This window comes from Arthrobacter sp. 49Tsu3.1M3 (genome assembly GCF_900168135.1).
GTDB lineage: Bacteria > Actinomycetota > Actinomycetes > Actinomycetales > Micrococcaceae > Arthrobacter.
This window is the reverse complement of the sequence record NZ_FUZD01000009.1, coordinates 44,457-69,094: the sequence shown is the minus strand read 5'-3', so window position 1 is coordinate 69,094 and position 24,638 is coordinate 44,457. Positions and strand designations below refer to the sequence as shown.

The window sequence follows — 24,638 nt, the reverse complement described above, 5'->3', positions numbered from 1 at the left end:
CGACGCCATCATGACGTCCGGGGATTGGATAGGTTTCCGTAACTTATCCCGCTCTCGACTACGCTAGTAGCGACGACGACGTCGGCTTTTTCCGCTTGATGTACAGCCAGAGTCCAAGCAGTCAGATTCCCTGCAGATCGCTTCACCCAAAGGAGCATATCCATGGCGCTTATCGATGCCATCCACGCCCGCGAAATCCTCGATTCCCGTGGCAACCCGACCGTAGAAGTTGAAGTCCTGCTCTCGGACGGCCAGATCGGCCGCGCAGCAGTTCCCTCCGGCGCTTCCACCGGCGAGCACGAGGCCGTTGAACTCCGCGACGGCGACAAGGGCCGCTACCTCGGCAAGGGCGTCCAGAAGGCCGTCGACGCGGTCATCGACCAGATCGCCCCAGCCCTGACCGGCTTCGACGCGACCGACCAGCGCAGCATCGACCAGGCCATGATCGACCTGGACGGCACCCCCAACAAGGGCAAGCTCGGCGCCAACGCCATCCTGGGCGTGTCCCTGGCCGTGGCCAACGCCGCCGCCGCCTCCGCTGACCTGCCGCTGTACAAGTACCTGGGCGGGCCCAACGCGCACGTCCTGCCCGTGCCGCTGATGAACATCCTCAACGGCGGCTCGCACGCCGACTCCGACGTGGACATCCAGGAATTCATGATCGTCCCGATCGGCGCCGAGACCTTCTCCGAAGGCCTGCGCTGGGGCGTCGAGGTCTACCACAACCTCAAGTCCGTCCTGCAGGCCAAGGGCCTGTCCACCGGCCTGGGTGACGAGGGCGGCTTCGCGCCGAACCTGCCGTCCAACCGTGCCGCCCTGGACCTGATCCAGGAAGCCATCAAGAACGCCGGCTACACCCCGGGCAAGGACATCGCCCTGGCCCTGGACGTCGCCTCCTCCGAGTTCTTCAAGGACGGCGCGTACCAGTTCGAAGGCAAGGCACTGTCAGCCACCGAGATGAGCGCCTACTACGCCGAACTCGTGGCCGACTACCCGCTGGTGTCCATCGAGGACCCGCTGGATGAGAACGACTGGGAAGGCTGGAAGACCCTCACGGACACCATCGGCGACAAGGTCCAGCTCGTAGGCGATGACCTCTTCGTCACGAACCCGGCCATCCTGCAGCGCGGCATCGACACCAAGACCGCGAACTCGCTGCTCGTCAAGGTCAACCAGATTGGTTCCCTGACCGAGACCCTGGACGCCGTTTCTCTGGCCCAGCGTGCCGGCTACACCACCATCACCTCACACCGCTCCGGCGAAACCGAGGACACCACCATTGCTGACATCTCCGTTGCCACCAACGCGGGACAGATCAAGACCGGTGCCCCGGCACGCTCCGAGCGCGTGGCCAAGTACAACCAGCTGCTGCGCATCGAAGAGGAACTCGACGACGCCGCACGGTACGCCGGCCGCAGCGCCTTCCCGCGTTTCAAGGGCTAGTTAGCCGCGAAAAACGCTAACCGGTGGCTATGGTTGAAAGACCATGGCCACCGGTTTTGTTTTTGGTCCGCTTTTGAAGGAGTGACATGGCTACCCGACGCCCCAATGTTCCCCGGGCTACGCCTGCCGCCAAGGCTGCGGCTGCCAAGGCTGCGGCCACGGGTCTGGGCGCAGCAGCCGACGGCGGCGAGGTCATCCAGGCGGACTTTGGCGGCGCCCGCAGCGGCGCGGCGGCGCCGGCCGGCGCTGCGCCTGCCGCGCCACGGGCGTCGGCCCCCACGGGCAGGCCGGCCCCGGGCAGCTCCGGCGCCGCATCTCCGGCCAAACCCCGTCCCGCAACAGCCCCGGCGGGAGCACCGGCAAAGCCCGAAACCCGCCCGGCGGCCGGGAAGGCCGGCGGCAAGACAGACGCCAATGCCGGCGGCAAGAACCCGGGCCGGACCGCCGCAGGGGGTCCGGCCGAGTCCCTGGACCCCGTACCCGCCAAGGCGTTCTCCGGCCGGCTGCTTGCCCTGGGTGTCGTCATGATTGCCATCACCATCCTGCTGGCCCCCACGGTCAAGATCTTCCTGGACAAACGCGCCGAAATCGCCGCGCTGCAGGCCGACATCGCGGCCAAGCAGACGAAGCAGGAGGACCTCAAACGCCAAGTGTCGCGGTGGCAGGATCCCAACTATGTGAAACAGCAGGCCCGCGACCGCATTAACATGGTTATGCCCGGAGAGACGGGCTACTGGGTATTCGGCAGCGATCTTCCTGCCGCGCAGTCCGGTAGCGCGGCGGGTGCAGCATCAGCACAAGACCCGGCCAACCTGCCCTGGGTGGACGCCCTCTGGGAGTCCATCAGGCGATCGGCAACAGACTAGAAGCGGCGCCCGCCGCCGGGATTGTCCCGCGGACAATCTAAGAACAGGGCAGGAAGGTGCCACTCCCGTGGACGAGAACCGAGTGGACCAGAACCGAGCAGCCGGAAACAACGACGGGGCCAAGACGCCGGCGCCACGGCACAGGGCCGACGCACCGGAGGGCTCCCGCCAGCCGTCACCGCATGACCTTGAAGTCCTCAGCCGCCAGCTGGGCCGGCCCGTGCGGGACGTCGTCGAAATCCCGGCCCGCTGCGTCTGCGGAAACCCGCTCGTCGCCGCCACGTCGCCGCGGCTCAGCAACGGGACGCCGTTCCCCACCACGTTTTACCTCACCCACCCGGTCATCACGTCGGCGGTGTCGCGGCTGGAGGCCGCCGGGCTGATGAACGAAATGAACGACCGGCTCGCTGCCGACGCCGGCCTCGCGGCCCGGTACCGGTCCGCCCACGAGGCATATCTGGCCTCCCGTGCCGAGATCGGCGCGCGCTCCGGCATCGGGGCCGTACCCGAAATCGACGGCGTCTCCGCCGGCGGAATGCCGACCCGTGTCAAATGCCTGCACGTCCTCGTGGGGCATTCGCTGGCGGCCGGCCCGGGCGTGAACCCGCTGGGCGATGAATCGATCGCGGCCATCGCCGAGTGGTGGACTGTGGAGCGCTGCTACTGCGACGGCGCCTGGGACACCGGCGGGGAGGCCCCGTCCCGGGACCTCAGCCGCCATGGCCCCCAAGGCCTGCCGGAGATCGTGGGCCGGCCCGCGCCGGTCCGCAAGTCCCGCGTCGACGCCGCTAACACGGACGCCACCGCCGGCTCTACTGACACGGCCGCCGCGGTCGCCGCCGCTGACACGGCCGGTACCACTGGCACGGGGGAGTCCAAGTGACTCGGGTCGCGGCCGTAGACTGCGGCACCAACTCGATCCGCCTGCTGATCGCAGATGTGAGCGCAGGCAACGCAACAGGGCCGGCCACCCCGCGGCTGACCGATATCGTGCGGGAAATGCGCGTGGTCCGGCTTGGCCAGGGCGTGGACTCCACGGGCGAACTGGCCCAGGAAGCGCTTGAGCGCACCTTCGCCGCGACCCGGGACTACGCTGGCCTCATCCGCGAGCACGGCGCCGAAAAGGTACGCTTCGTGGCCACGTCCGCCACCCGCGATGCCCGCAACCGCCAGGTTTTCGTCGACGGCATCCGCGACATCCTCGGCGTCGAACCCGAGGTGATCACCGGCGACGAGGAAGCCGCGCTGTCCTTCGCCGGCGCCAGCAGTGTGCTGCCCTCCCGCGGGCAGGACCCCGTGCTGGTGGTGGACCTCGGCGGCGGAAGCACGGAGTTCGTGCTGGGCAACGCCGACGGCGTCATCGCGGCCCGCTCGGTCGACGTCGGCTGCGTCCGGATGACCGAACGGCACCTGCGCAGCGATCCGCCCACCGCGGATCAGATCGCAGCCGCGGAGGCCGACGTCGACGCCGCCATCAACGGGGCGGCACAAACCGTTCCGCTGGAACGCACCACCGCCGTCGTCGGCGTGGCCGGCTCCGTCACCACGATCACGGCGCACGCGCTGCGCCTGCCGGAGTACTCGCCGGCGGCGATCCATGGCACCGAACTGGACCTGGACGCGGTCCGGAAAGCCTGCACCGAGCTGCTCGAAATGACCCGGGAAGAGCGGGCCGCGCTGCCCTACATGCACCCCGGGCGGGTGGACGTGATCGGCGCCGGCGGCCTGGTCTGGCGGCGGGTCCTGCAGCGCCTGGCCGAGGTCACCGGCGGGCGCATCACCACAGCCGTGAGCAGCGAACACGATATTCTTGACGGAATTGCCCTCAGCATCCGATGATCCCGCCCCAGAAGTTTTGCCCAGCAGTTGTGCCCCTGCGCGCGCCCGTGCCGCTGGTGCATCCGCCGATAGGACCTGAATGACCAGAGCAACAGGCCGCCGGACCGCCTCCGCGTTGATGGCCTTGGCCCTCGCCGGCGGGGCATCCACGGCGGCGCTGACCTTGGCCGCGCCCGCCCACGCCGACTCGTGGCGGGACAAGGAATACTGGCTCGCCGAGTCCGGCATCACCAAAGCCTGGGACGTTTCCAAGGGAGCCGGCGTCAAGGTCGCAGTGATTGACAGCGGCGTGGACGGCCGGCATCCGGATTTGGGCGGCGTGCTCGCCGGCGGCGCGGACATTTCCGGCGCCGGCAAGGCCAACGGCCAGGAGAGTATCGGCGCCAAACCCGAACACGGCACCCTCGTGGCCACCATGCTCGCAGGGCGGGGGCACCAGGCGCCCGAAGCGACTGCCAAACCGACTGCCAGCGCCTCTGGCTCAGCCGCTGGCCCGGCCGGCAGCCCCGCTGTTGGTCCGGAAGGCGTTGTCGGCGTCGCCCCGGAAGCGCAGCTGCTGTCCGTCTCCACCTGGCTCGGTTCCGCCAACCCGGGCGGCAAGAGCGACCAAGACCAGATCCCGGAGGCAGTGCGCTGGGCCGTGGACAACGGCGCCCGCGTCATCAACATCTCGCTCGGCAGCACGTCGCCGGAATGGCCGCAGAGCTGGGACGCGGCATTCCTCTACGCCGAACAGAAGGACGTCGTGATCGTCGCCGCCGCGGGCAACCGGGTGGGCGGCAACGTCCAGGTCGGCGCCCCGGCCACGATCCCCGGCGTCCTGACGGTTGCAGGCCTGGACCGCACGGGCGCGGCCAGCATCGACTCCTCCTCCCAAGGCATCAGCATCGGCGTCGCAGCTCCCGCCGAGGACCTGGTTGGAGGCCTGCCCGGCGGCGGCTACGCCGACTGGGCGGGCACCTCCGGAGCCACGCCCATCGTTTCCGGCGTCGCGGCCCTGATTCGCTCCAAATGGCCCGAGATGTCCGCGAGCCAGGTCATCAACCGGATCGTCACCACGGCCAAGGACGCCGGGGCGCCAGGGAAGGATCCGCTCTACGGGTTCGGCGTGCTGAACGCCGAGGCCGCACTCAAGGCCGATGTCCCGGAAACCACAGTCAATCCGCTGGGGTCCATTTCGGACTGGATCCGGGTCCACCGGCGCGGAAACCTCGCCACCACTGCCCCTGCCGCGGAGCCCGCGCCCCACAGCGCTGCGCCCACCCTGCCCGAAGCCACCGTGCCCGTCGCGGAGAAGCCGTCCCAGCTGGACAGTGCCGTGCCGGCTGCGGTGGTCCTCGGCTTCGGAGCCCTGCTCGTGGGAATTGTTGTGGCCGCCGCTTTCCAGCTGCGGGCCGCCATGCGCACGCCGCCGAAGGACGGGCCGGACGGGCCGGACGGGCCGGGAGGGACCGGCAGGGCCGAACCCGAGACCGTCAATCCGGTGGACTCCGGCAAGCCGTCATAGTTAGTGAAGGTTTTCACAAACTACTGTATTCTTAAGTTATGGCATCCTCCCTTCAGCTCCAGGACCGTCCCCGGGTACTCGTCGTCGGCGGCGGGTACGTCGGCCTGTATGTAGCCCTCAAACTTCAGAAAAAGATCGCGAATGCAGGTGGCATCGTCACCCTCGTGGATCCGCTGCCCTACATGACCTACCAGCCCTTCCTGCCGGAAGTTGCGGGCGGCAACATCGAGGCGCGCCACGCAGTCGTCTCGCACCGCCAGCACCTGAAGCAGACGGAACTCATCCAGGGCCGCGTCACCTCGATCGACCACGCCAACCGCACGGCAGTGGTCGCACCTTCCGACGGTGGCGACACCTTCGAGATTCCCTACTTCGACGTCGTGCTTGCCGCCGGCGCCATCACCCGCACGTTCCCGATCAAGGGCCTCGCGGACAAGGGCATCGGCCTGAAGACCATCGAAGAGGCCGTCGCCCTGCGCAACAAGGTTCTCGAGCGGATCGAGACCGGCTCCCTCATGACGGACCCCGTCGAGCGCGCCCGTGCCCTGACGTTCGTGGTCGTCGGCGGCGGCTTCGCCGGCATCGAGTGCATCACCGAAATGGAAGACCTGGCCCGCGCCGCGGTCAAGAACAACCCGCGCATCAAGCAGGAGGAAGTCCGCTTCGTCCTGGTCGAGGCGATGGGCCGCATCATGCCCGAGGTCACGGCATCGCAGGCCGAATGGGTCGTGGAGCACCTCCGCAGCCGCGGCATCGAGGTCCTGCTGAACACCTCCCTCGACAACGCCGAGGGTTCCCTGAAGCTCATCAACCTCCCGGACAAGACCCCGGCCCAGGAATTTGAGACCGACACCCTGGTCTGGACTGCCGGTGTGCAGGCCAACCCGATGGTCCGCTCCACCGACTTCCCGCTCGAGCCGCGCGGCCGCGTCCGCGTCCTGGCCGACCTGCGCATCGCAGGCGACGAGGGCATCATTGAGAACGCCTGGGCTGCCGGCGACGTCGCTGCCGTGCCCGACCTCACGGGCAGCGGGCTGCCGGACGGCACCTGCGTGCCGAACGCCCAGCACGCGCTGCGCCAGGCCAAGCGCCTCGCCAAGAACCTGTGGGCCTCCCGCTGGGACAAGCCGCTCAAGGATTACAAGCACAAGAACCTGGGCGCCGTCGCCGGCTTCGGCGAGTGGAAGGGCGTGGCGAACATCAACCTGCTTGGCCGCATCGGCCTCAAGGGCCCGCTGGCCTGGCTGGCACACCGTGGCTACCACGGCATGGCAATCCCCACCGTGGAGCGCAAGATCCGAGTGATCTCCGGCTGGATCTGGGCCTTCTTCCTGGGCCGCGACACCACGCAGCTGATGGACCTGGACAACCCCCGCGGCGCCTTCGTGGCCGCAGCGACGCCGGCCCCGAAGCCTGCCGCTGCTCCCGTTGCCGGCACGCCTGCGGATGCTGCCAAGAGCGACACCGCGAAGAACGGCACTGCCAAGAACGACACCAAGGAAGCTGTTCCGGCCGACTCCAAGTAGCCTGATCCGAGCCTTCGACGGCGGCCGTTCCCCTCAGGGGGAGCGGCCGCCGTTTTCGTGGCGGGCAGCCGCCCCGGGACGCCGGGCGCGGACAGGAGCGCGGGGCCCGCGCCTAGACTGGCTCCATGACAGCTGAAAAGGACCTGCACGCCCTCCTGGCCACTATGCATCCCGAACTGCGCGAGGGCGAATATGTCTATGCCCTGTGGCCGCACGGCAGGCCCCTGGCCGGCGCCATTGCGGCCGCCGTCCGCGAGGCGGAAGGGCTGACCGTCGTGCTGCCGCGGAACGAAGCGGACAGCCTGGGGCTCTCCTACGACTTCGTCGCGGCCTGGATCACGCTCCAAGTGCACTCTTCGCTCGAAGCGATCGGCCTCACGGCAGCCGTCAGCGCGGCACTGACTGAGGCGAAGATCAGCTGCAACGTCCTTGCCGGCTTCCACCATGACCATCTGCTGGTGCCCGTGGCGGACACCGAACGGGCGCTGGAGGTACTGCACGAGCTCATCGCGGCCAACGGGGTGCACAAACCGGCCCCGGAACTCGTGCTGCGCAGCGAGGAACCGGTGGACCGTCCCGCCATCCTCGCCCTCACCGCCGCCGCGTTTGCCATCTCGCCTGCCACCGGGGAACACATCGACGGCGAACCCGAGGAGGTGAAGCTGCTGGCGCGGTTGTTCGAGTGCCAGGAATACCTGCCGGCGTTCAGCATCGTTGCGGAACTCGACGGCGAAATCGTGGGGCACGTGATCAGCACCCGCGGGTGGGTGGACGGGCTCGAGCTGCTCGGCCTCGGGCCGATCGGGGTGGTGCCGCGGCTGCAGCGCCACGGCATCGGCACCGCGCTCATGAACGAGACCGTGGCGCGGGCCAACACTGCGGGGGAGCGGGGGATAGCCCTGCTGGGCAGCCCCGAGTATTACTCCCGCTTCGGCTTTGTTCCGTCCACCTCGCTCGGGGTGGCGCCGCCGGAGGCAGGCTGGGCCGCGCACTTCCAGTTGCTGCCGCTCGCCGTCTGGCCCGGCGGCGTGAGCGGCACCTTCCGTTACGCGGAGCCTCTCGCGGGCTGATCCGCCCGACGACGGGATACCATTGACCGGGCGCCCCAGTAGCCCAATTGGCAGAGGCAGCGGACTTAAAATCCGCGTGTTGTGGGTTCGAGTCCCACCTGGGGCACTGTGCTGCGCGCCCCGGCAGCCGGGACGCACGGCCCCCGCGCCCCCTGGCCCCTCATGCTGCCCGACCCCTCAACGTTCCCCGGCCCCGGCAACCGATCCGGGCCGTAGCCCCCGACAAAACAGCCGCCGCAACCGTCCAGATTTCCTCTATGCAACGAGTGTTATAAGGATGTGACCGTAGTCACTTATTTTCACGTCGAAATTGCACTAGCTTGAAGTGGAATCAGGAACACCTGATCTTTCGCGTCAAAGGCCGTTCGCACCTTTAGATCGAGGAGCTTGTACATGACTTCACTCCCCCGGGTTGCGCCCCGCGTCGCTAAGCTCACAGTGCTTAGCCTCGGCGTCGCCCTTCTGGCTACGGCTTGTGGCGGTTCACCCGCCCCGAGTTCGTCGGGATCCAGCTCAGCCGCGGCCGCGGGAATCGCGTGCCCGGCACCCAGCGCCACCGGTGGCGGTACCAGCGCCGCCGGCGAAGCGGGCACTGTCCCCGCTTCGGCCACCACCACCCCCACACCCCTGAAGATCGGCTCGCTCCTGCCGACGACGGGCTCGCTGGCCTTCCTCGGCCCGCCCGAAATTGCAGGCGTCAACCTCGGCATCAAGGAGGTCAACGATGCAGGCGGCGTCCTGGGCAAGCCGGTAGAGGTCATCCACCGCGACTCCGGTGACACCAAGACCGACATCGCGACCCAGTCCACCACGGCACTGCTCGGACAGGGCGTAAGCGCAATCGTCGGCGCAGCCTCCTCGGGTGTCTCCAAGACCGTGATCAACCAGATCACCGGCGCTGGCGTCGTCCAGTTCTCCCCGGCCAACACCTCCCCGGACTTCACGGCGTGGGATGACAAGGGCCTCTACTGGCGCACCGCCCCCTCGGACGTGCTCCAGGGCAAGGTCCTCGGCAACTACATGGCCACCTGTGGCGCCCAGACGGTCGGCATGATCGTCCTGAACGACGCCTACGGAACCGGCCTTGCAAAGAACGTCCAGTCCGCTTTCGAGGCGGCCGGCGGCAAGGTTGTTGCCCAGGAGCTCTTCAATGAAGGCGATTCCCAGTTCAGCAGCCAGGTTGACAAGGTTCTCGCCGCCAAGCCGGATGCCATTGCCCTGATCACCTTCGACCAGGCCAAGAGCATCGTTCCGCTGATGACGGGCAAGGGCGTCAAGCCGACCCAGATCTTCATGGTGGACGGCAACATGTCCGATTACAGCAAGGACTTCCAGGCAGGAACCCTGAAGGGTGCCCAGGGCACCATCCCGGGTACCTTCGCTAAGGAGGACTTCAAGAAGAAGCTCCTGGGGATCGACCCGGCGCTGAAGGACTACAGCTACTCCGGCGAGTCCTACGACGCAGTGAACCTGATCGCGCTGGCGGCTGAGGAAGCCAAGAGCACCAAGGGCACTGATATCGCGGCGCACCTGAAGGACGTTTCTGAGGGTGGCGAGAAGTGCAACACCTTCCCGTCCTGCGTCACCCTGCTCCGCAACGGTAAGGATATCGACTACGACGGCCAGTCCGGCCCCGTAACGTTCTCCGACGCCGGCGACCCGACGGAAGCCTACATCGGCATCTACGAGTACCAGGATGACAACACCTACAAGCCGGTCAAGGAAGAATTCGGCAAGCTGTAAGCCGCTTCCCCTCGACTAACAAAAGACCCCCGTCCCGACGGGGGTCTTTTGCGTGCGGGGGATCGCCACGCACAGCTGACTTTTGGCCCGGCATTGGATATCTCGACGCCGGGATTCCGGCCTAGCCCGCTGGGTGCCCGCCCATAACTACGCACAGTGGGACGCCGTCGTCGTCTGCCGCGGAGCGGTCGGTGAGACGAACGCTGAGGGCGACGGAGGCAGGCGCCGAGCGAGTGGCTGCGGTAGCGACCGGTGGCGCGGTCGGAGGCCCTGGGCCCTAACAGGCCCCGCCGGGCACGCAGAAGGGCCGCCACCGGCTGGTGACGGCCCCTGCGGGGGAGATACTGCCCGGAGCGCTATTCGACAGTGTCTGCGAGCGTCCCCAGGTAGAGCTGGATGACCTTGGGATCCTTCATGAGTTCCCGGCCCGTCCCCGTGTACGCGTCCTTGCCCTGGTCCAGCACGTAGCCGCGGTCGCAGATCTGCAGGCAGCGGCGGGCATTCTGTTCCACCATGATGACCGAGACGCCGGCCCGGTTGATCTCGTGGACCCGGAGAAAGGTCTCATCCTGCTTGACAGGGGAGAGGCCAGCCGAGGGCTCATCAAGAAGCAGCACGGCCGGGTCCATCATCAGGGCGCGTCCCATGGCGACCATCTGGCGTTCGCCGCCGGAGAGCGAGCCGGCCCGCTGGGCGCGCCGCTTGCCGAGTTCCGGGAACAGTTCGGTGACGAAGTCGAACCGCTGGGCGTAGTCCTTGGGCCGCTGGAACATGCCCATCTGCAGGTTTTCCTCGATGGTCAGGGCAGCAAACACGTTGTTGTTCTGCGGAACAAAGCCGACGCCCTTGCTGACCAGCTTGTTGGCCTTGAGCCCGGTGATGTCCTGCCCGCGGACCACGACCGAGCCGGAGTGGACCTTGACCAGGCCGAACATGGCCTTCAGCAGTGTGGACTTGCCGGCGCCGTTGGGGCCGATAATGCCGATCAGCTCGCCCTTGCGGGCCTCGATACTGCAGCCGTTGAGGATATTGACGCCGGGGATGTAACCAGCCACCAGATCGGTGACCTTCACGACCGAGTCGCCATCGAAGGCGGGCTGGGCGGCCGGGGCCGCGCTGGTGGCGCTCATTCTGTGTCCTTCTCTGTGCTGTTCGGCTCTTCGGCGCGGTTCGGCTCTCCCGCGCTGCGGCGGCCGCGGGTCCCGTTCGGCGCCGGTTCCCCGGGTTCCCCGGGTTCCCCCGGTTCCGGCGCTTCCGCGGCGAGGACGTCGGCGGAGATGATGCCGGCGTTTTCGGTGCCGACAATCGATTCCTCGTCGGCGACGAGCTCCGCGGCCAGTTCCTTGATGCCTTCCGCGTCGCCAAGATCGACGTCGTGGTGGGCGCCGAGGTAGGCGTCGATCACGGCGGGGTTCTTCATGACCTCGGCGGGAGGGCCTTCGGCCACGATTTTGCCCTCGGCCATCACGACCACCCAGTCGGCGATGTGGCGGACCATGTTCATGTCGTGCTCGACGAACAGGACCGTCATGCCTTCGGCCTTGAGGTTCTTGATGTGGTCCAGCAAAGACTGCGTCAGTGCCGGGTTGACGCCGGCCATCGGCTCATCGAGCATGACCAGCTTGGGCCGCACCATGAGGGAGCGTGCCATTTCCAGCAGCTTCCGCTGCCCGCCGGAGAGCGACGCGGCGTAGTCGTCCCTCTTGGCGTCCAGCTTGAACTTCTCCAGAAGCACGGTGGCTTGCTGGGTGATCGTCTTTTCCTGGCCGCCCCAGATGCCCTTGAACAGGGCCTTGGACAGGCGTTCGCCGGACTGGTTGGAGGCGCCGAGGCGCATGTTCTCCATGACGGTGAGCTTGCCCATCACCTTGGTGAGCTGGAACGTGCGCACCATTCCCATCCGGGCGACCTTGTAGGAGGAGACGCCGGCTATGTTGTTGCCCTCGAACTGCCAGGTACCCGAGTTCGGGGTATCGAATCCCGTCAGCAGGTTGAACAAGGTGGTCTTGCCGGCGCCATTGGGGCCGATCAGGGCGGTGATCTTGTGCCGCGGGATCTCGAGGTACTGGACGTCGACGGCGTTGATGCCGCCGAAGCTGCGGGTGACGTTCTCCGCCACCACGATCGGATCACGCTTCTTGCAACCAGGCGCGATCTCGCCGGCGGCGATCGGACGCGTGTCCGTCATGTAGTCGATTTCTTCCGACGTGCGGGGTTCGTCCCGTGACTCTTCGCTTGGAATGCTCATGCGAATGCCAGCTCCTTCTTATTGCCGAGAACGCCCTGGGGCCTGAAGATCATCAGCAGCATGAGCGCCACGCCGACCAGGATGTAACGCAGCTGCCCGGCCTGGACCGTATTCAGCCACGTGATGGTGCCGGACTCGATCAGGCCATAGAGGATGCCCTGGGTGAGCGAGAGCACCACCCAGAAGATCATGGCGCCGACCACCGGACCGAGCACAGTGCCGAGCCCGCCGAGCAGCAGGCAGGTGTAGAGGAAGAACGTCAGTTCCGTTCCATAGTTGGCCGGCTGCACCGCGCCGCGGGGAATCGTGAAGATCATGCCTGCCAGGGCACCGAGCGCGCCACCGATGATCAGGGACTGCATCTTGTAGGCGTACACGTTCTTGCCGAGCGAGCGGACCGCGTTCTCGTCCTCGCGGATGCCCTTGAGCACACGGCCCCAGGGGCTTCGCATCAGCAGCCAGACCAGGAGGCAGAAGATGGCCACGACGGCCCAGGCCACCACCCGGATGAAGAAGTCACGGTTGTTCATGCCGACGTAGGTCCCCGGGGGGAAGGGGTTCATGGCATAGAAATCGCCTTCGAAGGCGGCCAGGCCGTTAGCCGAGCCGGTGACGGCGGTCAGCTGGTTGGTCGTGACGATGTACCGCACGATTTCGGCCGCCGCGATGGTCACGATGGCCAGGTAGTCCGCCCGCAGCCGCAGCGTCGGGATGCCGAGCAGCAGGGCGAAGATGGCGGAGGCGACGACGGCGACGAGCAGTCCGACAAAGAACGGCACATGGAACGTCAGGGTGGAGATGGCGAAGCCGTAGGCTCCCACCGCCATGAAGCCGGCCTGGCCGAAGTTGAGCAGGCCGGTATAGCCGAAGTGGACCGCGAGGCCGAGGGTGGCAAGGGCGTAGGCAGCTGTCGTCGGGCTGAAGAGCTCGCCGGCGGCGCTGGAAAATATGAATCCGAAATCCATGGCTGTCTCCTAACCCACGCGCTCTTTGCGGCCCAGAATGCCCTGAGGGCGGAACAAGAGGACAACAATCATGATGAACAACGCTCCCACGTACTTGAGGTCGGCTGCGAGGCCGAACACGGTGGTCAGCTCAACGAAGATGCCGACGATGATGGAACCGACCAGGGCGCCCCAGACTGTGCCGAGGCCGCCGAGGGTGACGGCGGCGAAGATGAGCAGCAGGATTTGGGAGCCCATGTCGAAGGTGACGCCGGGACGGTAGTAGGCCCAGAGGATGCCGCCGAGGGCGGCGAGCATGCCGCCGACCACCCAGACGATGCGGATGACGGAGTCGACGTCGATGCCGGAAGCCGCGGCCAGCGCCGGGTTGTCGGCCACCGCACGGGTGGCCTTGCCGAGGCGGGTCTTGAGCAGGACGACGCCGAGGACGGCGATCACGACGGCACTGACGAGGAGGGACCAGAGGTTGTTGGGGGAGATGGAGATCGGGCCGATCAGGATCTCGACACTCTGGGCGAACGGCAGCTGCTGGGTGGCGCCGCCGAAGTAGAACTGGATGATGTAGCGAACTGACAGGGCCAGGCCGATGCTGACGATCATCATCGGCACAAGCCCGGTTCCGCGGCGCCGCAGCGGCTTCCACAGGCCCGCGTCCTGGATGTAGCCGAACAATCCGCCGCCAATGACGGCCAGGATGATGGACAGCCAGAACGGCAGGTGCATGGCGTTCAGCATGAACACCAGCACCGCGCCCAGCGTGACCATTTCACCGTGGGCGAAGTTGGTCAGGCCGGTGGTGCCAAAGATCAGGGACAGGCCCACCGCCGCGAGGGCGAGCAGCAAACCAAAGCTCAGGCCCGCCACCAGCCGGTTGAGGAGGTTTTGCATGAAGTTCTGCTGCTCCACCACAATGCCCTTGCCAAAAGCAAAGATCACCGAGAGGTTAGAGGTCTGGCTGAAGGTGACCTTGCGGGGGTTCTCCTGGCCCTCGGCCAGCTTGATGCCCTGCGGAAGCGTGGACTCGTCGAGTTTGACCTCGTAGGTCCCCTGGGTGGGGACACCAATGGTCCACGCGCCGTTGGCTCCCGATTTGGTGGTTCCCGTGAAATCGCCGCTCGTGGCGGTGACGGTTACCCCGGGGATCGGTGCGCGGTCGTCGCCGCGCAGGAAGCCGCTGATGGTGTTCGTGAACTGGGTGGCCGACGGGGATGGTGTCGGCGACGGGCTCGTAGCGCTGGACGCCGGGGCCACGATGAGCAGTAGCGCAGCCATGGCGGCGAATACTGCCCCCACAGACCTCAGTAGTCTGCCGCGCCGTCTCTGCGACAGGCCGCTCGTTGTGCTTCTCAAATTGAAAACCTCCACATGGGGGTGCTGTGGGTTGCGCCTTTGCAACCGTTGCGAACGGTCAGGGGACGAGCGTCTGGCAATACGATCAAGTGTTGTGATGTCCGTCACCCTGTGTGGCCTATGCTACAGCCCGGGCGAGCCAAACAATGCCGCTGCGAGCAGGGAGAACGTCGCGATCGGGTAACAACCGTGTAGCGCCGCCGACACCTTGCTGTAGCCCATCTAAAGAAAACTTTTGTTGATTCCGAGTATGCCTAAACAGTGGCCGACCCGGTCCCCGATTCGCCGGGCCGCCCGGGGCTGTCGCGGGCGGCCGCGCATGTCCGCTCCGGCCCGCGGAACCGCCACCCCCAAGCTTTTTCCAAGCCCGCCGGCGTTATGGTGCGAAGAGCGCCAGAACCGGAGTCCGTTCGTTCCGGACTCCGGCCGGCGCCGATAGCAGGGGCCGATCGTGGAGGGCCGACTGATGAACCGGGTGGTCAAGCTGTGTCTCGCGGGTTCGCTTGTATTGGCGATCCTGGGCCTCCCGGCGCTCAGTCTGGGCCCCGAAACCGCCGGGGCGCAGGCCTGCGTTCCCTCCACGGAGGCACTCAGGGACCCGTATCCGGGGATCCAGGCGGCGGCGTCCAGCTTTGAGGCAGGCACCCTGGACGGCTTCGGCATTTCCGCGGCCGGGACCGGGAACGCCTCGGTGTCCACCGGGCTCTCGCACTCCGGGAACTGTGCCGCCCTCCTGCACACCAACGCGGTGCCGGGCTCCATCGCCAGGCTGACGGTGGGCCTGACCCCCGGGACCACGGAGGCATATGCGGACGGCTGGTTCAACATCGCCGCCGAAGGAGTGGCGGGAAACAATGTTCCCTACTTCCGGTTCTTTGCCGGCGGAGTCCGGGTCCTGGATGTTTTCCGGCAGAACGTCTCCCATGAGCTCGTGCTCCGTACCTCGTCACCGGCAGGGTTCGCCTACACCACCTTGCGGCGGGACGTCCCGACGGACTCCTGGCACCGGCTCGTCATGCACGTGGTCCCCAACGGCCCCGGGACCAACGTCCAAATCTGGTGGGACGGGCGTTCGGTCTACGCCGGCACTGTCAGCATTTCCGCGACGACGCTCGACACGCTCCAGCTTGGCTCCGAACACGATCAGCAGATGGCCGACATCTATATCGACGACGTCATTGTCAACAGCGGCACCGGAACGCCGGTGCCCGTTCCCGGCCCGCTCCCGGAGCCGAAGGGGGACCCGTCGCAGCGGTACGACGATTTCCACGGTGACGGACAGTCCGGCCTGCTGGCGGCCGGCACGCTCACGAGCCGCACTCTCGCGAGCCGCACTCTCGCGAGCCGCACTCTCGCGAGCCGCGCTGTCGCGAGCCGCACTGGGAGGCCGGCGTCCGCGGACATCCCGGCCTGAAAACCCGCTGACCTAGATCACGGTTCGGTTGCGGCGGTCCGCGGGGGGAACTATCCCTCCCTGTCAGCCGTGGGAATTGGTAGCGTGACTATATAAACTCCCAGTTCGTCTAGTCCGCATCGCACCGGAACATCACCCACCCCCTTATTTTGGAGGACACCCGCAATGGCACATGGCGGAAACCCGATCTTCAGCGGAAAGAATTTCCGCGAAGCCACCCAGGCACCGCCTGCCCCGCAGGCCCCGTACGGTCAGAACCCGTACGGCCAGAACCCATACGGCCAGACCGCCTACGGCCAGGCCCCGGGCCAGGGCGGGTGGAATGGGGCCCAGCAGGGCATGACCCAGGAACAGCTCCAGGACCTGTACAACCGCCCGGCGGCCGGGCCGGCCGACATCGGCCGGATGACGTACGACGACGTCATCGTCAAGACGGCCGGGTGCCTCGGCATCCTGGTAGTCGGCGCCGCAGTGGCGCTCGCCGTCCCGCAGGGCACCGGATCCATGCTGATGATCCTCGGAGCCCTCGGCGGCTTCGCGCTCGCGATGGTCAACACCTTCAAGAAGCAGCCCTCACCCGGACTGATCCTGGCCTACGCCCTGCTCGAAGGATTCTTCCTCGGCGGCCTGACCCGCATCCTTGACAACCTGTTCCCGGGTGTCGGCATCCAGGCCGTCGTCGGGACACTGTCCGTCTTCGCCGTGACGCTGGTGCTGTTCAAGAGCGGCAAAGTCCGGGCGACGCCCAAGCTCATGCGGTTCTTCATGATCGCCCTGATCGGCTATGCGGTGTTCGCGCTGGTCAACATGTTCATGATGATGACCGGGGCCGTGACCACGCCGTTTGGCCTCAGCACCAGCATGGAGATCATGGGCATCCCGCTCGGCGTCTTCATCGGCATCCTTGCGATCGGCCTGGCCGCCTTCTCCCTGATCATGGACTTCACGTCCATCGAGGCGGCCATCAACGCCGGCGCCCCGCAGCGATTCTCCTGGACCGCGGCCTTCGGCCTCACGGTCACGCTGGTCTGGCTCTACGTCGAGATCATCCGACTGCTGGCCATCCTGCGCGGCGACGACTGACCGGCGTCGTTCCTGAACGACCCTGATTTCCCGAGAGGAGCCCCGCCCAACGGCGGGGCTCCTCTCGTATGCGGCCCGCAAGCCGTCAGCTGAGCCGCTCGAACACAACCGCCATGCCCTGGCCGCCGCCGACGCACAGCGTGGCCAGGCCGAGGGAGGCATCGCGGGCCCGGAGCCCGTTGAGCAGCGTGGTGGTCATGCGGGCGCCGGTCATCCCGAAGGGGTGGCCGAGCGCGATGGCGCCGCCGTGGACATTGAGCATTTCCGGATCGATGCCGAGCTCCCGGGCGCTGGCCACCACCTGGACGGCGAAGGCCTCGTTGAGCTCCACGAGGTCGATGTCCCCGATGGTCAGCCCGGCGATCGCGAGCGCGCGGCGGGTCGCTTCCACCGGGCCCATGCCCATCAACTCCGGGGACAGTGCGCTGACACCGGTGGAGACGATCCGGGCAAGCGGCTCGAGGCCCAATTCGCGGGCGCGCGCGTCACTCATGACCACGACGGCGGCGGCCCCGTCATTGAGCGGGCACGCGTTACCGGCCGTCACGGTGCCGCTGCTGCGGAAGACGGGCTGCAGGGCGCCGACGGCCTCCGCGCTTACACCGGGACGCGGCGAATCGTCGCGTTCGACCACCGAGCCGTCGGCGCGGGTGTACGGCGTGATTTCGCGGGCGTAGAACCCGGAGGCGATGGCCGCCTCGGCCCGGTTCTGGCTGAGCACTGCCCAGGCGTCCTGCTCCTGACGGGTGATGCCGTAGCTTGTGGCGACATTCTCCGCCGTCTGGCCCATGGCGATGTACACGTCCGGCATCCGGCCGCCCAGCCGCGGGTCGGTCCACGGCGTGTTGGCGGCCGCGCGGGCCTCGGTGCGCTTCCGGGCCGCCTCGAAGCGCGGATTGTGCGTGCTGGCGTCGGTCTCACCGGCACCTGCCCACTCCCGGTAGCGCGACACCGCCTCCACCCCGGCGGCCACGAACGCCTGGCCTTCGCCGGCTTTGATGGCGTGGAAGGCCATCCGGAGCGTCTGCAGGCTGGAGGCACAAAAGCGGTTGATGGTGGCGGCCGGAACGTTGTCCAGCCCGGCCAGGATGCTGACCACACGGGCCATGTTGGAGCCGGCCTCGCCGCTTGGCTCGGCGCACCCCAGATAGATGTCGTCCAGGCCGCGGCCGGGCCCGGCGGCGGCGTCGAACACGGGAATCCCGGCGAGGGCAGCTGTGATCATGGCCGCGGCGAGATCGTCGGGCCGTTCGTCTTTCAGGGACCCTTTGAACGCGCGGCCGATCGGGCTCCGGGCGGTAGAAACGATGACAGCTTCTGGCATGCGCCCAGACTACGCCCCGCCTAGGCCAGGCGCATGGCTCCGGCCGCGGGGCTGACGCTGAAGATCTCCGGCGCGTCATATCCGGCCCGGACGAAGGCACGTTCGACGGCGGAGCGCACCTGCTGCGCCGATCCCGCCGGCGTCAGGGCGATCGCGGAGCCGCCGAAGCCGCCGCCGGTCATACGGGCGCCGATCGCGCCGGCCGACCGCGCCGTGTCCACGGCAAGGTCCAGCTCCGCGCAGGAGATCTCGAAGTCATCGCGCATCGAGGCATGGGACGCGTCCAGCAGGGGGCCGATGGCCGCCGGACCCCGGGTGTCCAGCAGCTCCACCGTCTGCAGCACGCGCTGGTTCTCGGTGACCACATGCCGGAGCCGGCGGAAGGTCTCCTGGTCCAGAAGCCCGCTGGCCTCCTCGAGGTCCTCGAGCCCGACGTCGCGCAGCGCCCGCACGCCAAGGACCTCGGCGGCGAGTTCGCACGATTCCCGGCGGGCCGCATACCCGCCGTCGGCGTGGGAATGGGAAACCCTAGTGTCGATAACCAGCAGCACCAGTCCGGCGGCGTCGGCGTCGAACGGCACCAGCCGGACACTCTGGTCCCGGCAGTCGAGGAAGACGGCGTGGCCGGCCGTGGCCCGGAGCGAGGCGGACTGGTCCATGATGCCGGTGGGTGCGCCGACGAAGTCGTTCTCCGCCCGCTGGGTGGCCAGGACCATGTCCTGCACGGAGAGGCCGGCGTCCATGAGCCCGTTCAGCGCCGAAATCACGGCGCATTCGATGGCGTGGGAGGACGACAGGCCCGCCCCTCGCGGAACCTCGGAATCCAGGAGCAGGTCCACGCCGGGAACCTGGAGGCCCCGTTGCTGCAGGGCCCAGATGACCCCGAGCGGGTATTTTGTCCAGCCCCTGGCGCTGGCGCGGGCCAGCGAGCCGGTCTCCGCCGTGGTCAGCCCCTGGTTGCCGAACGTGGAGAGCATCCGCACGGTGGAATCCGGCCTGACCCGGACGGCAACCCGCGCCGCCCGGTCGATGGCGAACGGCAGGACGAAGCCCTCGTTGTAATCGGTGTGCTCGCCGATGAGGTTGACCCGTCCCGGTGCCTGCCACACGCCGTCGGGCCGGCCGCCGAAGACCGTCTCAAACCGGGCGGCGAGCCCGCTGCCGTCAAGGGGTGGATTCATGGCCTGGCTCCTGCGCCGCTGGAAGTCATGGGTCCAAGGTATACGGGTTCGCGGGGTTGTTTGTGTGGTGCGGGCTGTACGGTGGTCACCATGGATCTCTCAGCGACACCCCCGGCATCCGGCGCTGTACCCGACGCCAATGACACGATGCGCCGGTACGCGTCCGGCCGCCAGTACGAGCTCCGGCGCGGCGACGCCCTGGCAGTCGTCACCGAACTCGCCGCCGGCCTGCGGCTCTACAGCCGCGGGGACACCGCCCTGACGGAAACCTACGGGGACGCCGACATTGCCCACGGCGCCACCGGAATCACGCTGGCACCGTGGGCCAACCGGGTGGAGGACGGCGTCTGGCACCTCAACGGCAAGAAGCTGCAGCTGGACATCACCGAGGTCTCCCGCAACAACGCCAGCCACGGTCTGCTGCGGAACTCCTCCTACGACCTCGTGGACGAGGACGAGTTCTCCGTAACCCTGGAGGCCGCGGTTTTTCCGCAGCACGGCTACCCGTTTCTTCTGCGGCACCGGGTCCGCTATGAACTGGCCGAGGACCTGGGGCTGGTGGTGCGCCAAACCCTGATCAACGACTCCCAGGACCGCGCGCCCTTCGTACTTGGCGCGCACCCGTACCTGCGGCTGGGCGACGTGCCCAGCGAGGACCTCACCGTGAGCGTGGACGCCCGGACCAGGCTGGTCGCCGACGACCGCCTCATCCCGCGCAGCAGTGAACCGGTCAGCGGCGACTTCGATCTGCGCGGCGGGCGTCCGGTAGGGACCCTGGACCTCGACTCGGCCTACACGGACCTGGAGTTCGACGGCGGCGTCGCCCGGCACACGCTGCGCTCACCCGACGGGCGGACGGTGAGCCTGTGGCAGGACGCGAGCTGCGGGTACGTCCATGTCTTCGTGACGACGGAATTTCCGGGCCGGTCGAAAGCGGTCGCGATCGAGCCGATGACCGGGCCCGCCAACGCATTCAACAGCGGCGAGGGCCTGCGCTGGCTTGCGCCGGGGGAGCAGTTCTCCATGACCTGGGGCATCTCCGCCTCGCTGACGGCCACCGCACCCTGACCCCACAGGCCGACCCGGCGGGCTGACCCCGCCGGCGCCCGGGCCGTCGCCCCGGTGCAGGTTGCCGGTTGCCGGTTTCCTATTGAACGTCGCCTACGGAATCATGGGGCTATGACGCCAGCTGAGGACGCCGCACCCGCCACAAGCCCCTCCTATTCCGCGGCCGGGACCGGCGCACGCGCCGGCGCCCGGGTACGGACCGACCGGGAGATCGACCAGGACATTCCCTACGGCGTGCGGATCGCCGCCGCCTGGGCGTGGCGCGGCGGCCTGATCCTGCTCGTGATCGGGCTGCTGGTCTGGCTGCTCAGCCACGTCAGCTTCCTCATCATCCCCATCATGGTGGCCGCCCTCCTCTCGGGGCTCCTCAGCCCCGCAGTGCGCTGGATGGCCAACCGGCGCGTGCCCAAGGGGCTCGCCGTCGCCATCACGGTGCTCGGCTTCATCGGACTCATCGTCGGTGCCCTGACCCTGGTCGGGCGCCAGCTCATGCAGGGCTTCGGCGAGCTGTGGTCCCAGGCGCTCACGGGCGTACAGCAGGTACAGACCTGGCTGTCGGACGGCCCGCTGCACCTGACGGCCGCCCAGATCGACAAGTACATCGAGGACGCCACCGCTGCCTTGCAAAACAACAGCAGCAGCATCCTCAGCGGGGCCCTGACGTTCGGGAGCACCGCCGGGCACTTCGCCGCCGGCCTTGTCCTGGCGCTGTTCATCCTGATCTTCTTCCTGCTCGAAGGCGACAGAATCTGGGCCTTCCTCGTCAGGCTCATGCCCCGGAAGGCGCGCCGGGCCACGGACGGCGCGGGCCGCCGCGGCTGGACATCCATGGTCAGCTACGCACGCATCCAAATGTTCGTCGCCTTCGTGGACGCCGTGGGCATCGGCGTCGGCGCCGCCATCATCGGAGTGCCGCTCGCGCTGCCGCTGGGCGTGCTGGTCTTCCTCGGTTCGTTCATCCCGGTGGTCGGCGCGCTGTTCACCGGCGCGATCGCCGTGCTGCTGGCGCTGGTCGCCAACGGGCCCGTCAACGCCCTCATCATGCTGGCGATCGTGCTCGGCGTCCAGCAGCTCGAAAGCCACATCCTGCAGCCCCTCGTCATGGGCAAGGCCGTCTCCCTCCACCCCGTCGCCGTGATCCTGTCCGTCGCGGCCGGCTCCTACCTCGCCGGGATCCCCGGCGCATTGTTCTCCGTTCCGATCCTTGCCGTAGCAAACTCGTCGATTCGCTACATTGCCGGCAGAACGTGGGAACATGATGAAGTGTTGGCAACCGCGGGAGCCGGGGGCGGTCCTGCCCCCGAACCCGGCGCAGACACCACCTTCACAGACGTCCACCTGCCGGGCGCAAACCCCGGCGGCGAGGGCGCCGCACCCAACAGCGGTGCTCCGGGCAGCGATGCCGGACGGGGCACCGACGCCTGATCCAAAGAAGGAGAACAGTTCGTGAAGACCCTTGAGAGCCTGCCCGTCACGCTGGACGATGTCCTGGAGGCGCAGAAGCTGCTCGACGGGATTATTACGCGGACGCCCGTTGAATCATCGCGGGCCCTCGGCAGCACGGTAGGCGGCGAGGTCTTCCTCAAGTGCGAAAACCTGCAGCGCGCCGGCTCCTTCAAGGTCCGCGGCGCCTACGTGCGGATGGCCAAGCTCTCCGACGCCGAAAAGAAGCGCGGCGTCGTGGCGGCCTCCGCCGGAAACCACGCCCAGGGCGTGGCCGTCGCAGCCAAGAGCCTGGGCATCAAGGCCCGGATCTACATGCCGCTCGGCGTCGCATTGCCCAAGCTCGCCGCCACCCGCAGCCACGGCGCCGAAGTGGTGCTGCACGGCCACAACGTGGACGAGGCGCTCGCGGAAGCCAAGCGCTACGCCGATGAAAGCGGCGCCGTCTTTGTCCACCCCTTCGATGACGTCGACGTCGTCGCCGGCCAGGGAACGGTCGGGCTGGAGATCCTCGAACAGGTCCCCGACGTCGACACCATCCTGATGGGTGTCGGCGGCGGCGGACTCCTCGCGGGCGTTGCCGTCGCGGTGAAGGCACGCGCCAAAGAACTCGGCCGCGAGATCCGCATCATCGGCGTCCAGGCTGAAAACGCCGCCGCCTATCCACCCTCGCTCGCCGCCGACGCCCTCGTCCCGCTCAAGAAGGTCTCCACCATGGCCGACGGCATCGCCGTGGGCCGGCCGGGCCAGCTGCCGTTCAGCATCATCCGCGAGCTCGTCGACGACGTCGTCACCGTCAGCGAAGACGCCCTGGCCCGGGCGCTGATCTTCCTGCTGGAGCGCGCCAAGATGGTGGTGGAACCTGCCGGGGCCGTCGGCGTCGCGGCGCTCATGGAAGGCAAGATCGAAAATCCCGGAACCGTTGCGGTGGTTCTCTCGGGCGGCAACATCGACCCCATGCTGATGCTCAAGGTCATCCAGCGCGGCCTCTCCGCCGCCGGCCGGTACATGACCGTGCGGATGATGCTGGACGACCGTCCGGGCTCGCTGGCCACGATCGCCCGCATCATCGCCGAGAACGACGCCAACGTCACGGGCCTGGACCACACCCGGGTGGGCGGCTCCATCAGCATGGGCGACGTCTCCATTACCGTCAACCTGGAAACCAAGGGCCACGAGCACTGCAGCCAGGTCCTGGCGGCGCTGCGCGCCGAGGGTTTCCAGCCGATCGTGGTGCACTAGGGGCCATGGTGACGGACGCGTTTGGGGGCAGGGAACCGCGGGAGGGGGAGAGTACCGCGGTGCGGGCCCGCCGGGGACTGCTGGTGGTCGGCTCCTTCGTGGTGCTGCTCTACCTGATCGAGATCCTCAACACCGCCCTGTTCCACTCCCTGAACCGCACTTTCGGGCTGCGGCCGCGCAGCCTGGACGGGATCCTGGACATCCTGACCTTTCCGTTGCTGCACTCCAGCCTGGCCCACCTGATGTCCAACACGCTCCCGTTGATCATCTTCGGGTTCCTCGTGTTCCTCTCCGGGCACCGGGTGTTCATCACCGCACTGGCCGCCAGCTGGCTGGCCTCCGGGCTCGTGGTGTGGCTCATCGGCGGCGCCAGCGTCACCGTGGGCGCCTCCGGGCTGGTGTTCGGGCTCTTCGCGTTCCTCCTGGTCCGCGGCTTCATCAACCGGAACTGGTGGCAGATCGCCCTGTCCGTGGTGCTGTTCATGGCCTACGGCGGCATCCTGTTCGGAATCCTGCCCACCGTGGCCAGCTTCGTCTCGTGGCAGGCCCACCTGGGCGGGGCAATCGGCGGCATCACAGCCGCGCTGCTGCTGAGCACCAGGCGCCCCGGAGCGCTGCCCGCGGGACGACGCTGACAGGCGGAAAACGCGACGCCGGCCTCCCCGCGAAGGGAAGGCCGGCGTCGTTGTTCTGTCGCTGCCGTTCTGCGAACGGATTCCGTCACGGAACGGAACGTATTGCGGGGCTCAGCCGGCGTACGGCTTGGCGGACATGATCTCCACCGTGATGTCCTTGCCGTTCGGGGCGGTGTAGCTGAGCTTGTCGCCCTCCTTGTGGCCGACGATGGCCGCGCCGAGGGGGGACTTCTCGCTGAAGACATCCAGGTCCGAGTCGCCGGCAATTTCACGGGAGCCGAGCAGGAAGGTCTCCTCGTCGCCGGCAATCCTGGCCACGACGATCATGCCGGGCTCCACGATGCCGTCGTCGGCCGGGGCCTCCCCGACGTGGGCGTCCCGCAGGAGGGCCGTGAGCTGGCGGATGCGGGCCTCGATCTTGCCCTGCTCCTCCTTGGCAGCGTGGTAGCCGCCGTTCTCCTTGAGGTCGCCCTCCTGGCGCGCCGCTTCGATCTTCTGGACGATTTCTGCCCGGCCGGGGCCGGAAAGGTTGTCCAGCTCTGCCTTCAGGCGGTCAAAAGCTTCCTGGGTAAGCCAAGCCGCAGTTGCGCTGTTGGTGGTAGACACGGACTTCTCCTTTGGGTGGTCATACAAGCAAAGACCCCGCCACGGTGGCCACTTTTATGACGCAGTAACCAGCTCAGCGGGGGAA

Annotated in this window: 21 protein-coding genes and 1 tRNA gene; 15 read left to right on the top strand and 7 right to left on the bottom strand. The window is 67.7% G+C overall.

Annotation, left to right across the window (positions count from 1 at the left end):
- The first annotated feature begins 162 nt into the window (after positions 1-162).
- The 9 genes from eno to B5X90_RS11765 all read left to right on the top strand — a co-directional run bounded on the left by eno (position 163) and on the right by B5X90_RS11765 (position 9,994).
- The gene (gene eno, locus B5X90_RS11805) at positions 163-1,443 is read left to right on the top strand and encodes a phosphopyruvate hydratase (protein WP_018774732.1); all 1,281 of its coding nucleotides are present in this window, start codon (positions 163-165) and stop codon (positions 1,441-1,443) included.
- An 86-nt stretch (positions 1,444-1,529) separates the two neighbouring features.
- Positions 1,530-2,309 (top strand): FtsB family cell division protein, encoded by a 780-nt coding sequence (locus B5X90_RS11800; RefSeq protein WP_079553204.1) that lies wholly within the window; start codon positions 1,530-1,532, stop codon positions 2,307-2,309.
- Positions 2,310-2,376: 67 nt separating this feature from the next.
- Positions 2,377-3,192 carry a DUF501 domain-containing protein gene (locus B5X90_RS11795; protein ID WP_143264730.1) on the top strand — a complete coding sequence of 272 codons (816 nt, stop codon included), beginning with the start codon at positions 2,377-2,379 and terminating at the stop codon, positions 3,190-3,192.
- On the top strand, positions 3,189-4,148 hold the full coding sequence (locus B5X90_RS11790; RefSeq protein ID WP_079553202.1) for a Ppx/GppA phosphatase family protein: 960 nt from the start codon (positions 3,189-3,191) through the stop codon (positions 4,146-4,148). Before B5X90_RS11795 ends, B5X90_RS11790 begins: the two co-directional genes overlap by 4 nt.
- A 79-nt stretch (positions 4,149-4,227) precedes the next feature.
- Positions 4,228-5,655: a S8 family serine peptidase gene (locus B5X90_RS11785; RefSeq protein WP_079553200.1), complete on the top strand. Its 1,428-nt coding sequence runs from the start codon at positions 4,228-4,230 to the stop codon at positions 5,653-5,655.
- Between the two features lie 38 nt (positions 5,656-5,693).
- Positions 5,694-7,181, top strand: coding sequence for an NAD(P)/FAD-dependent oxidoreductase (locus B5X90_RS11780; protein WP_079553198.1), 1,488 nt, complete (start codon positions 5,694-5,696; stop codon positions 7,179-7,181).
- Positions 7,182-7,306: 125 nt separating this feature from the next.
- Positions 7,307-8,251: an N-acetyltransferase gene (locus B5X90_RS11775; RefSeq protein WP_079553196.1), complete on the top strand. Its 945-nt coding sequence runs from the start codon at positions 7,307-7,309 to the stop codon at positions 8,249-8,251.
- A gap of 32 nt (positions 8,252-8,283) precedes the next feature.
- Positions 8,284-8,357 (top strand) — tRNA-Leu (locus tag B5X90_RS11770).
- A gap of 287 nt (positions 8,358-8,644) precedes the next feature.
- Positions 8,645-9,994 (top strand): ABC transporter substrate-binding protein, encoded by a 1,350-nt coding sequence (locus tag B5X90_RS11765; RefSeq protein ID WP_079553194.1) that lies wholly within the window; start codon positions 8,645-8,647, stop codon positions 9,992-9,994.
- Between the two features lie 356 nt (positions 9,995-10,350).
- Here B5X90_RS11765 and B5X90_RS11760 read toward each other — a convergent pair whose 3' ends face one another.
- From B5X90_RS11760 to B5X90_RS11745, 4 genes are read right to left on the bottom strand one after another with little or no spacing between them, the layout of a single operon-like run.
- Positions 10,351-11,124 (bottom strand): ABC transporter ATP-binding protein, encoded by a 774-nt coding sequence (locus B5X90_RS11760; protein ID WP_079553192.1) that lies wholly within the window; start codon positions 11,122-11,124, stop codon positions 10,351-10,353.
- Entirely contained in the window at positions 11,121-12,242 is a 1,122-nt protein-coding gene (locus B5X90_RS11755) for an ABC transporter ATP-binding protein (protein WP_079553189.1), read from the bottom strand. Before B5X90_RS11755 ends, B5X90_RS11760 begins: the two co-directional genes overlap by 4 nt.
- Positions 12,239-13,207, bottom strand: coding sequence for a branched-chain amino acid ABC transporter permease (locus tag B5X90_RS11750; RefSeq protein WP_079553187.1), 969 nt, complete (start codon positions 13,205-13,207; stop codon positions 12,239-12,241). The genes B5X90_RS11755 and B5X90_RS11750 overlap by 4 nt, the downstream gene beginning before the upstream one ends.
- A gap of 9 nt (positions 13,208-13,216) precedes the next feature.
- A complete protein-coding gene (locus B5X90_RS11745; RefSeq protein ID WP_256860188.1) occupies positions 13,217-14,479 on the bottom strand; it encodes a branched-chain amino acid ABC transporter permease in 1,263 nt (420 codons plus the stop codon).
- A 529-nt stretch (positions 14,480-15,008) separates the two neighbouring features.
- Between B5X90_RS11745 and B5X90_RS11740 the strand changes: the two genes are divergently transcribed.
- Both B5X90_RS11740 and B5X90_RS11735 read left to right on the top strand, forming a co-directional pair.
- Positions 15,009-15,971, top strand: a complete 963-nt coding sequence (locus tag B5X90_RS11740) for a hypothetical protein (RefSeq protein WP_143264728.1) — start codon at positions 15,009-15,011, stop codon at positions 15,969-15,971.
- A 165-nt stretch (positions 15,972-16,136) separates the two neighbouring features.
- Positions 16,137-17,054, top strand: a complete 918-nt coding sequence (locus B5X90_RS11735; protein WP_079553180.1) for a Bax inhibitor-1/YccA family protein — start codon at positions 16,137-16,139, stop codon at positions 17,052-17,054.
- Positions 17,055-17,139: 85 nt separating this feature from the next.
- Here the strand turns inward: B5X90_RS11735 and B5X90_RS11730 are convergent, their stop codons facing one another.
- Positions 17,140-18,378 (bottom strand): acetyl-CoA C-acetyltransferase, encoded by a 1,239-nt coding sequence (locus B5X90_RS11730; protein WP_079553178.1) that lies wholly within the window; start codon positions 18,376-18,378, stop codon positions 17,140-17,142.
- Positions 18,379-18,398: 20 nt separating this feature from the next.
- A complete protein-coding gene (gene galK / locus B5X90_RS11725; RefSeq protein ID WP_079553175.1) occupies positions 18,399-19,559 on the bottom strand; it encodes a galactokinase in 1,161 nt (386 codons plus the stop codon).
- Between the two features lie 90 nt (positions 19,560-19,649).
- Here galK and B5X90_RS11720 point away from each other — a divergent pair, with 90 nt between their 5' ends.
- From B5X90_RS11720 to B5X90_RS11705, 4 genes are all read left to right on the top strand, one after another.
- A complete protein-coding gene (locus B5X90_RS11720) occupies positions 19,650-20,627 on the top strand; it encodes an aldose 1-epimerase family protein (RefSeq protein WP_079553173.1) in 978 nt (325 codons plus the stop codon).
- Positions 20,628-20,738: 111 nt separating this feature from the next.
- Positions 20,739-22,052 (top strand): AI-2E family transporter, encoded by a 1,314-nt coding sequence (locus B5X90_RS11715; protein WP_179129117.1) that lies wholly within the window; start codon positions 20,739-20,741, stop codon positions 22,050-22,052.
- Between the two features lie 21 nt (positions 22,053-22,073).
- Positions 22,074-23,312 (top strand): threonine ammonia-lyase, encoded by a 1,239-nt coding sequence (gene ilvA / locus B5X90_RS11710; RefSeq protein ID WP_079553170.1) that lies wholly within the window; start codon positions 22,074-22,076, stop codon positions 23,310-23,312.
- 5 nt (positions 23,313-23,317) lie between these two features.
- Entirely contained in the window at positions 23,318-23,947 is a 630-nt protein-coding gene (locus B5X90_RS11705) for a rhomboid family intramembrane serine protease (RefSeq protein WP_079553168.1), read from the top strand.
- A gap of 111 nt (positions 23,948-24,058) precedes the next feature.
- Here B5X90_RS11705 and greA read toward each other — a convergent pair whose 3' ends face one another.
- Positions 24,059-24,553: a transcription elongation factor GreA gene (gene greA / locus B5X90_RS11700; RefSeq protein WP_079553165.1), complete on the bottom strand. Its 495-nt coding sequence runs from the start codon at positions 24,551-24,553 to the stop codon at positions 24,059-24,061.
- Between the last annotated feature and the right edge of the window lie 85 nt (positions 24,554-24,638).